Raw genomic sequence first — 10,322 nt, 5'->3', positions numbered from 1 at the left:
AATGCAATAAAAACCAAAGTTGAAACAGTTAAAGAGGTAAGAGCCGTTGATTGTACAATTTCCTTTTTTGAAGCATCCTTATTAATAAATCGAAAGAATGCTGTTTCCATTCCATAAGAAAGTAGAACATTCCCTAGAATAAGGTAAGACATCAAGGTAGCATAGACCCCAAAGGCTGAAGTAGTCAACTCCGAGGTGTATAACGGCACCAAAAAAATAGCTAAAGCTCGCGGTAATACCGTTGCCAAGCCATAAATAAAAGTTTGTTGAAAGAGTTTTTTAAAAACGCTCAATGCTAAGTAGGTTTATTGAGTAAAAGTATTGAATTTAAGATTGTGGGACAAGACCTTGTGCATTTCCGTAAAAATGAAATAGCATATATTAAATAGCGCCAAGAAATCTTTGCAAATATAATAACAGCTAAACCTCTCTTTTTGAAATATAATTTAGTCTTTATTTACGGTTGGATATGTGATTTTCGGTTTTATTAAAACATCAGATACTTTAAAAAACATAGCTTTACCTTCCAGACTATATTTGATTACGGCTTCGTTCCTCCCTAATTCAAACGGAAATGAAAGTTTAGGTCTGTTTTGAGCTTCCTTTACTACATCGCTATCCATTATAATGTCTCTCCCAGGAACAGTCTTGCATGACCCTACAAAAGCCTTCGGATTATTAACTGCTCGTCTTACTACAAGAATATTATTAGCAAAATAAATAGTTTCTATTTTAAGGTTTTCGTTTAGTTTATCACAAATAACATGAACATTTGTTCCGTAACCACCTTCTGCAACTCCAGCCACCCAGTCTTGTGCAAATATTTGAGAAATAGTGAATGGTGGCTTATCTTCAAATGAATTAGTTTTATCTTGCCTTGAACCTCCACAGTTTGAAAAACTAACTAAAAGAAACGTCATACCAACAAATGACAAAAAATGTTTTATTTGTTTCATACTTCGAAATTACAGTTTAAATTCTAGTCCTAAAAACACTGCAATTCCATTGGCTGCGTTCTCATCTATAGTAATATTCCTCGCGTTAAAATAAGGTAAGGTCAGCCGCAAAAACAACTTCTCATGCAGCTTATAATTGACCCCCGGTCCAATACTAAAAACCGTTAAGGCACTATTTTGAATAACTCCTCTCGTTAGGTCTTCAAAGCCAAACCCATACCCTAAATTACCGAAAATATTGAAGTCTTCCTTATTGACAAAATAGTATTGTATGGAAGGTATAAATCCATAAGAACGAATTGTTGCTCCGCTATCGTTCCGAATTATTGTATTGTTCGAGCTAAAAAAACTTCCCATTAGAGAAACCCTGTTAGAAAGAAAAAACTCAAACCCAGCCAACCCTATAACACCAAAATCATCGTTATCTCCGTAAGTGGTTGGGAATGGTGACGCTGTCACTGATAAACTCATATCTCCTTTTTTAGATTGAGCAACCATGCCTGAAGCACATAACATAAGATAAACAACGACTCGTAAACTTCTAACTCTCATAAACTTGCTCAATTTTATTGATGTGAGGCAAAATCTATTCCATAAAAAAAGCCTCTCGAAACTCGAAAGACTTTTAAAAAATATTAAACTTTAAAAACTATCCAGCCAATGCCTCAGCTCCACCAACGATTTCAAGAATTTCATTCGTTATTGCTGCTTGACGTGCTTTGTTATATTGTAGTTTAAGTGCGTCTCTTAGCTCCGTTGCGTTGTCTGTTGCCTTATGCATTGCCGTCATACGTGCTCCGTGCTCACTTGCTACAGAATCACGAAGGGATTTAAACAATTGAGTCTTTAAACTCTTTGGAATTAACCCGTCTACGATCTCTATCATTGATGGCTCAAAGATATAATCTGCCGTTACATCCTTCTCAGATACTTTAGGAGGCAAAATTGGCAAAAACTGCTCAGTTAATACAAACTGAGTTGCAGCATTTTTAAAATTGTTATAGACTACTACAATTCTATCATACGTATTACTAGCATATAAATCCATCAACTCTTCAGCGATCTCAGACGTAGCCTCAAAAGATAAATCATCAAATATTTCGATGTTATTTTTGATGACATTACCTGATTTCTTAAGAATATCGTTTCCTTTTTTACCTATGGTAAAAAAGTCAACTTTATTATCTGCATAAGTGACGTTAGCCAGTTGTTGAGCCTGCTTAATAATGTTACTATTAAAAGCGCCTGCTAATCCACGGTTAGATGTAATAGCTACCACTAATATAGTGTTCACCTCACGCTGTTCTGAATATACGCCTGCTGTGTCACTATCTAAAGTGGCACTAAGGTTTTGTAATAGCTCAGTAAGCTTTTCAGAATAAGGACGCATTGCGGTAATAGCATCCTGCGCTTTTTTCAACCTTGCAGCCGACACCATTTTCATAGCACTGGTTATCTGCATGGTTGATCCAACCGAAGCAATTCTATTACGTATTTCTTTTAAGTTTGCCATACTTTATTTTTGTCATTCCGCTCTTGTAGAGGAATCTAAATTAAGCTTTGTATTTCGCAGATAAATCAGCTGCCACGGTACTGATAACGTCAATTGACTCATCTGTAAGTTTCCCACTCTTCAACGTGTCTAACGTATCTTTATGCTTAGCGTTCATCATCTCTAAGAAATCTCTTTCAAATTCTTTTACTTTTACAACCGGCACATCACGCAACAAGTTCTTAGAACCTGCATAGATAATCGCCACCTGATCTTCAACGGTAAAAGGATCATTTTGAGCTTGTTTCAAAATTTCAACATTACGTTGTCCTTTTGAGATTACATTCATTGTAGCCGCATCCAAATCAGATCCAAACTTAGCAAATGCTTCTAATTCACGATACTGAGCTTGATCTAGTTTCAACGTACCAGCAACCTTCTTCATCGATTTGATCTGTGCATTACCTCCTACACGAGACACTGAGATACCTACATTAATTGCAGGACGTACACCGGCATTAAATAAATCACCGTCTAAGAAAATTTGTCCATCTGTAATTGAAATCACATTGGTTGGAATATATGCCGAAACATCTCCCGCTTGTGTTTCAATAATCGGAAGTGCTGTTAACGAGCCACCACCTTTTACAATAGGTCTTATACTTTCAGGAAGGTCATTCATCTCTTTAGCAATACCGTCATCGGCGATTATTTTTGCCGAACGCTCTAACAACCTAGAGTGAAGGTAAAATACATCCCCAGGATAAGCTTCACGTCCCGGTGGGCGACGTAATAATAAAGATACCTCACGATACGCTACCGCTTGCTTTGATAAATCATCATAAATAATTAGAGCAGGGCGACCTGTATCTCTAAAGTACTCACCAATCGCAGCACCTGCGAAAGGAGCATATACCTGCATTGGCGCAGGATCTGATGCATTAGCAGCAACAATTGTAGTATACGCAAGAGCTCCTTTCTCTTCTAATACCTTCGCTATATTCGCTACAGTAGAAGCTTTTTGACCAATTGCAACATAGATACAATATACTGGTACACCAGCATCATAAAATTCTTTTTGGTTTAGAATGGTATCGATACAAACAGTTGTTTTTCCTGTTTGACGGTCACCAATAACCAACTCACGTTGACCTCTACCAACTGGAATCATTGCGTCAATAGACTTGATTCCTGTTTGTAACGGCTCTGTAACTGGTTCTCTATAAATTACTCCTGGCGCTTTACGCTCCAATGGCATTTCATAAGTTTTACCAGATATAGGTCCTTTTCCATCGATAGGTAGACCAAGCGTATTTACAACACGCCCGACAATACCTTCCCCAACCTCAAGAGATGCAATACGCTGTGTACGTTTTGCTGTAGCTCCTTCTTTTATTTCTTTGGAAGGTCCTAACAATACAACTCCAACATTATCTTCTTCAAGGTTCAAAACGATTCCCTCAAGACCTCCTTCGAATTCAACTAATTCTCCGTATTGTGCATTTGCAAGTCCGTATACACGAGCAATACCATCCCCTACAGTTAATACAGTTCCAACCTCGTCTAATGAAGCCGTTGCTTCAAAGCCTGAAAGTTGTTGTTTTAAAATTGCTGAAACTTCAGCTGGTTTAACTTCTGCCATTCTATTTTAGATTTTAGATGTTAGGATTTAGATAAAACACTAAACACTGAACGTCTACTATTACAAAATTTTTACTTAAATATATACTTGTTGTCCAAAGCTTTATGGCTCGAACTATAATGACTTACTAAATTCCCTTTTAATATTTCCTAACTGATTTGCAATACTCGCGTTATATTGTAAATCACCTACTCGAAGAATAAAACCTCCAATTATTTCAGGGTCAATTTCTTTGCTTAAGGTCACGCTAGTACTTCCAGTTAGTTCTTTTACTTTATCTAAAACTTTCTTCTCTAGTGCGTCTGTAAGCGCTACTGCCGTAATAACCTTGGCCGCTTTTACACCTTTTGATTCATTGTATAGATCAATATAACTAGATGCGACAGCACTTAGTAATGCTATCCTTTTGTTATCAAATAAAACCTGTATCAAACGTTTCGTTGTATTCGATTGATTCTCAAAGATAGAAAGCAACGCCTCTTTTTTATCATTTGTGTTTACAACTGGACTTTTTAGCACAGAACGTAACTCTTTACTACCTTGTATAGTAGCATGAACAGATTTCATATCACCAAACATGACCTCGGCTACTTTCGTCTCGTTGGCTTGTTGTAATACTGCTTTAGCGTAACGTATTGCTGCTTTACTACTCATTTTTATATTAGTTTAATGTGGCTTTACCCAACATATCTTCGACTAACTTCAATTGCTTACCTGCATCAGAAAGCTCGCTTCTCATTACTTTTTCTGCAATTTCGATAGATAATGATGCTACTTGACTTTTTAATTCGGCTACTGCCGCTTTCTTTTCACTTTCTATAGCTGCTTGAGCCTGAACGATCATTTTATCTGCAGATTCTTTTGCTTCGTCCTTAGCATCAGCAATCATCTTTGTTTTGATCTCACGCGCCTCCTTCATCATCATTTCTCTTTCTGCACGAGCTTCTTTTAAGATACGCTCATTATCAGCAGTAAGATTTTGCATTTCGAGTTTTGCAGCTTCAGCAGATGCCAACGCTTCTATAATTGACTTTTCTCTGTCATTTACTGTTCCAACGATAGGCTTCCATGCAAATTTTTTCAGAAGAAAAAATAAAACTGCAAACGAAATAAATGTCCAAAACAATAAACCAACATCTGGAGTAACTAAATCCATTTCTATATTTTTTAAAATCCTTAATACTTAAACTAAAAACTGGCGCAACCAACCGTTGCGCCTAGTCTTATTTACTTCGCAATAAGTGATGCAACCACCGCAAAAAGTGCAACCGCCTCAACGAAGGCGACCAATACAATTGCAGAAGACTGAATTTTCCCTTGCATTTCTGGCTGGCGCGCAATAGCGTCCATTGCCGATCCACCTATTTTACCAATACCGATACCGGCACCAATAGCTGCTAAACCAGCTCCAATAGCTGCAAAAGGAACGTAACTTACTACGTCTTGAATTAATGCTAAACTCATAGTCAAAAATATTTAAAAATTAATTAATGTTCGTGTTCTTCCATAGCCGCCCCAATATACAGAGCTGAAAGCATGGTAAATATATATGCCTGTATGGCAACTACTAAAACCTCAATAAGACCTATAAAAACTGCAAAGAACAGAGATGCAGGCGACACCCACACCGTCTTTGCAATAAAAATTAGAGAGATTAAACTTAATACAATTATATGCCCAGCTGTTATATTCGCAAAAAGACGAATCATTAGAGATATAGGCTTAATAAAAATTCCCATAAACTCTATTGGAGCTAGAAAAATTTTCATCGGAACTGGCACACCTGGCATCCAAAAAATATGTTTCCAGTAATTTTTGTTCCCATGTACTGTGGTTATAACAAAGGTTATAAAAGCAAGCCCACCTGTAAAAGCAATATTTCCACTTAAGTTCGCACTAAATGGGAAAAAAGGTACCAAGCCCATTACGTTATTAATCCAAATAAAGAAAAACAAAGTTAGCAGGAAAGGCATAAATTTTCTGTAATTTTTCTCCCCGATGTTCGGTATAGCTACCTCATCTCGAATAAAAACTATCAGTGGCTCCGTAAACTTAGCAATACCCTTAGGTACACCGTTTGAATCATATTTTCTTGCTGAAAGGCCAAAAATCCAAAGCAATAATAGTATTGAAAGGAACATCGAAAACACCAACTTAGTGATAGACAAATCCAAAGGTTGTTTTGCAACATGGGTATCGCCATCTTCTGGAGTCATCTTTGCCGCTACATGAGGGGCATTGGCAGCATAATAAATTTCCTCGTGGATTTTAACAAATTTCTGCTCGTTTCTTTCAACAATGACACTTCCTGTATCATCATGCTGAAATTCGCTTGACATAAATGTTACTAATCCGTTCTCCGTCCATAATATTACAGGTAATGGAATCGAAATAGCATGACCGTCCCAATCCATGATATGGAATTCGTGCGCATCTTTAATATGATGCATGATCATATTTGTTACGTCAAATTCTTCTCCTTCAGAGTCAGATGAAGCTGCAAAAGTTGGAGTAGATACTAAAATAAAAAACACCCCTATTATGAGGTTTCTAATGGAAGTAAAATGAGTTGTTTTCAATATCGTTCTTTTGCGTTCCTTAAAATTTCTGCAAATGTAGTAACATTAACTCAACTGACAAACTAAAAAAATTACTTTGTTTGTATGTCTTTGAGAAATTTATCCAGCATTTTTATTTCAAATCCTAAAAACATAAAATACGCAACGAAAAAGTTAATCACCTCAATGGTAGAGTTCTCAGACTTACCAAAGAAAATTGGCAGTAAAAATACAATGGCTAAGGCCATCTTTCCAATCGTCATAACCAAAAACGTATTATATACTTGCGTATCATCTGTGGCCACTTTTTGCTTTATTATGACAAAAACAAGCAACACTAAAACTAAATTGAACAGGTAGATACCCCATATTGGCAGATATAGCTCTATCTCAAAATAAAAATTGACATAAATATAATAATGGATTGCGCACAACAGCAAACTGAATCCTAGCAATTTTAGGGCAAAATTAAATATATCTTTAAGCATAACTATTTCTTTTCTTTTCTATGATTAACCTGCCGAATAACATAGTACATGGAAATGCCTACTGATGTTAAGCTAAATATAATAGTGAAAACTGAATATTCGTTGGGATACATTTCATCAAGCTTCACCCCTCCGAAGGAACCTAATACAATGATTACTACCATTTGAAAAGCTATACCAGAAAAGCGTGTATAGGTGTTAAGTCGGTTGCCCTTCTTTTTTTTAGATTCTTTGGGCTCTATCAAAAGGATGATTTTGAGATTTATTAGACTCCTTGTTTCCCAACATAGGCAGCACCTTCTCGGTAGTTGTCTTGGTGTCTTTCATCATACAAGAGGCATTAAAAATTGCACCTGGCTCAACAGCTAGTTTGCCAGCAACCACATCCCCTTCTATAAAGGCAGTCGCTCTAAGGCTTAGTGTATTATTGATGTTTAACTTCCCAATAATCTTACCTTCTATATCTGCATCTTCACAGGTAAGAGTCCCTTTTATTAAACCGGTTTTACCTATTACAACTTTCGATGGAGTACTTACATTCCCTTCTATTATGCCATCAATTCTAAAAAAGCCTTTAGATTGTATATCTCCTACAATGCTTGTCCCTTCATTTATACGGTTTTGACTCGTCATAGGATTAACGTTTCTTTTCTCTTTCTTATCTAAAAACATACTAAAACTATTTTTGAGTGTCAGACTCCTTTGGCTCTATCACCTCTTTATCCAGGTAATTTGAGAGGTTTTTGTGTATTTGAACAATTTTATAATTTTCGGTAGCTATTTCAAAAAATGGCTTCTTAACTTTATAAGCTTTATGCTCTGAAAGAACCTGTCCAAACCCTCTTGTACCGAGCATTGAGTTCAATCCGTGAACTACGACCAATTGCGTTTCCGGAGAATAATAGTCTACTGAAACAGTATAATCATACTTAAAAAACACAATTGCTTTTTGTAACTTCTCTAGCATTTTATTAGCTAATTCAGATTCTGTAAATCTGTATTGATATACCAATTTAAAACTAACGCTACTCTCATCATCGACAAATTCTTTGCTCGCCAAACGTGAAAGAACACTCGAATAGATTTTCTGAGCTTGTTTTCCTTCATCACTATTTGGGTAATTAAGAGCAATAAAGTTTAGAGCCTTTTTATACACTTCATAACCCTGTTGACGTCCCAAGGCTGTAGCCTTCAATAGCTCTAATTTAGGAATAATATCATTTCCATTATAGATAGTAATGTATTCATCACAAGTCTCTATGACTAGTTGATATTTAGAATCTTCAAAGTCTTTGTACAATTTTTTATACTTGAACTCTGGACTTGATTCATCGGTTGCAAGCGATGAGTTCGGGTTTCTTAAAATTTCTGCATAGCGCGAGTCACTATGATTACTTAAGATATCGTTCTTATATTGTAATGCTAAAGGTTCGTTATTTAATTCCCCATAAATCTTATGTAAATTATACTTCGCAGGTAAAATCAAACGTTCCTCTGGACTATAGGAAAGCAGTTTCTCCAATCGATTTGCTGCGAGGCCATACTCTTTAAATTTCTCTTTATAAATTAACCCTAATTGATAGTAGGCAAAATTTCTATCCTTAGCGATACTGTCTATCACTATCTGATCTGTTGGGATTCTTGATATATATGTTTCTACTTGAAACTTTTCATTTTCAGCTATTGGTACTTCATCCACTGCGGCTACATCGTCAATAACTTCCAATGTACTTTTCTTACTTGAAACTCTCCAATAATCTGCTAATTTCCTATCGCCCCATATTTTTCTAAATTCTTGTTTTCCATAAGAAACAGTGGACGAATTATAAAAATAAAACTTACCGCCCGGCTGAGTTGCCTCTCCTTTTTTATTTTTTTTATAAAATTCGTTATTTGTAATTCCTTGTTTCTCCTTCACATTTGCTATTGAATCCGCTACTGCCTGAGCCTTAAGTTTAGATGTAAAATCGGTAAAAAAGGCTAGCTGCTCTTCCTCACTCATGTAGGCCAGTCGCAAGATACTATCATTAAGAGTTGCAATATCTTCATACTTAATTACGTCATCAAGGTTTTCTCTTTTCTTCTTAATTCGCCTCCATTGTCGTGTATTTTCAACTAGATTGGTAAGTGTACTATCATAGTAAGACCCTGCATTTTTATACTCTGCATTATCAAAGTTTATTTCTGCTAACGTCTGATAATTAATTGATTGCAACAACTTATCCTCGGTAAAGGATTGAATTGAAGCATTGTAGTATACAACAGCTGTTTCTATACTATCACTGTTTCTATAGTACTCTCCCATCTGATTATAAATCTTATCAAGATATGGTCGATTTTCACGGTCATCCTCTAAATTCCGAAGCAACTCTAATAGTGCAATGCGATCTTCTTTATCATAATCGAAATTTTTAGCTTTTGAGATATGGGCAGCAATCATATAGACTCTTGGCGACCTACGGTTCAGATCAATCACCTCATCGAACGCAAGGTTAGCGCTGTCTTTAAACCCTAAACGATTATATAATTGCCCTTTTATGTATGCGTATCTCCCTTTAAGCTCATTATTTCGCACATTCTCTGAAGCCAATTTTATAAAGGGTAGTGCCTCGGGGATAGAGTCTAAATTAATATATGCTTGTGCAATTATGGCCGAAGCATCTGCTACTACATCGTGATCTAAATCCTCTTCCTCAAACATTTTCTGAAGATTCTCCAAAGCCACCTCTTCATTCTTTAATCTTATATTTGATTTAGCTTTCCAAATTTTAGCAATATTGATGCTGTTGCTTGTAGGATATTTGTCCAAAATAAAATTAAACGCATCCATGGCGGGAATAAACCTAGAATCATAGTAACGAGATTTCCCTAACAGTAAATAGGCCTCATCTATTTGAGGATTAAATTCTGTTCCATCTATATAAATGGCATGTTTTTGTATTGCCTTTACGGCCTTCTCTTCAGCACGGTTAAAGTTTGGATCTTTAGATTCGCCAGGAAGTGTGTTATCTTCGTTCAACTCGATACGCTCAACTGGTAGAATTTCCCAGAAATTATCTCGATACGTAAGCGATAGTTCTTCTATCCCTTTATCGTAAGCCACACCACCATTATACAACGCATTAAATTCTGCCGCAACTGCATGTGAATTTCTATTGAGGAAAGTGTTTTTTTTACGCCCACATG

At 36.2% G+C, this 10,322-nt stretch carries 13 protein-coding genes; all 13 read right to left on the bottom strand.

The genetic code is table 11. The features are described 5' to 3' along the window. Window positions 1–293: oligosaccharide flippase family protein (locus ACJAT0_RS11040; protein ID WP_415181693.1), on the bottom strand; the 293-nt coding region annotated here is incomplete at its 3' end. 153 nt (window positions 294–446) lie between these two features. Beyond that, the gene (locus tag ACJAT0_RS11035) at window positions 447–956 is read right to left on the bottom strand and encodes a hypothetical protein (RefSeq protein ID WP_415181692.1); all 510 of its coding nucleotides are present in this window, start codon (window positions 954–956) and stop codon (window positions 447–449) included. Window positions 957–965: 9 nt separating this feature from the next. After that, the gene (locus ACJAT0_RS11030; RefSeq protein WP_415181691.1) at window positions 966–1,508 is read right to left on the bottom strand and encodes an outer membrane beta-barrel protein; all 543 of its coding nucleotides are present in this window, start codon (window positions 1,506–1,508) and stop codon (window positions 966–968) included. 97 nt (window positions 1,509–1,605) lie between these two features. Continuing rightward, complete coding sequence (gene atpG / locus ACJAT0_RS11025) at window positions 1,606–2,469, bottom strand: ATP synthase F1 subunit gamma (RefSeq protein ID WP_415181690.1); 864 nt, start codon at window positions 2,467–2,469, stop codon at window positions 1,606–1,608. A 40-nt stretch (window positions 2,470–2,509) separates the two neighbouring features. Next, window positions 2,510–4,090, bottom strand: coding sequence for a F0F1 ATP synthase subunit alpha (gene atpA / locus ACJAT0_RS11020; protein ID WP_415181689.1), 1,581 nt, complete (start codon window positions 4,088–4,090; stop codon window positions 2,510–2,512). A 114-nt stretch (window positions 4,091–4,204) separates the two neighbouring features. Then, window positions 4,205–4,744, bottom strand: a complete 540-nt coding sequence (gene atpH / locus ACJAT0_RS11015) for an ATP synthase F1 subunit delta (RefSeq protein ID WP_415181688.1) — start codon at window positions 4,742–4,744, stop codon at window positions 4,205–4,207. A gap of 7 nt (window positions 4,745–4,751) precedes the next feature. Then, on the bottom strand, window positions 4,752–5,246 hold the full coding sequence (locus ACJAT0_RS11010; RefSeq protein WP_415181687.1) for a F0F1 ATP synthase subunit B: 495 nt from the start codon (window positions 5,244–5,246) through the stop codon (window positions 4,752–4,754). Window positions 5,247–5,317: 71 nt separating this feature from the next. Next, window positions 5,318–5,554: an ATP synthase F0 subunit C gene (atpE, locus tag ACJAT0_RS11005; RefSeq protein WP_415181686.1), complete on the bottom strand. Its 237-nt coding sequence runs from the start codon at window positions 5,552–5,554 to the stop codon at window positions 5,318–5,320. 23 nt (window positions 5,555–5,577) lie between these two features. Further along, complete coding sequence (gene atpB / locus ACJAT0_RS11000) at window positions 5,578–6,669, bottom strand: F0F1 ATP synthase subunit A (protein ID WP_415181685.1); 1,092 nt, start codon at window positions 6,667–6,669, stop codon at window positions 5,578–5,580. Between the two features lie 71 nt (window positions 6,670–6,740). Then, the gene (locus ACJAT0_RS10995) at window positions 6,741–7,136 is read right to left on the bottom strand and encodes a hypothetical protein (protein ID WP_415181684.1); all 396 of its coding nucleotides are present in this window, start codon (window positions 7,134–7,136) and stop codon (window positions 6,741–6,743) included. A gap of 2 nt (window positions 7,137–7,138) precedes the next feature. After that, on the bottom strand, window positions 7,139–7,381 hold the full coding sequence (locus ACJAT0_RS10990) for an AtpZ/AtpI family protein (protein ID WP_415181683.1): 243 nt from the start codon (window positions 7,379–7,381) through the stop codon (window positions 7,139–7,141). After that, entirely contained in the window at window positions 7,359–7,808 is a 450-nt protein-coding gene (locus tag ACJAT0_RS10985) for a bactofilin family protein (protein WP_415181682.1), read from the bottom strand. The genes ACJAT0_RS10990 and ACJAT0_RS10985 overlap by 23 nt, the downstream gene beginning before the upstream one ends. Window positions 7,809–7,815: 7 nt before the next feature. Next, window positions 7,816–10,322: tetratricopeptide repeat protein (locus ACJAT0_RS10980; protein WP_415181681.1), on the bottom strand; the 2,507-nt coding region annotated here is incomplete at its 5' end.

It is taken from the genome of Nonlabens sp. (genome assembly GCF_047636915.1).
Lineage (GTDB): Bacteria > Bacteroidota > Bacteroidia > Flavobacteriales > Flavobacteriaceae > Nonlabens.
The sequence above is the reverse complement of the archived record's forward strand: the minus strand, read 5'-3'. Positions and strand labels throughout refer to the sequence as shown.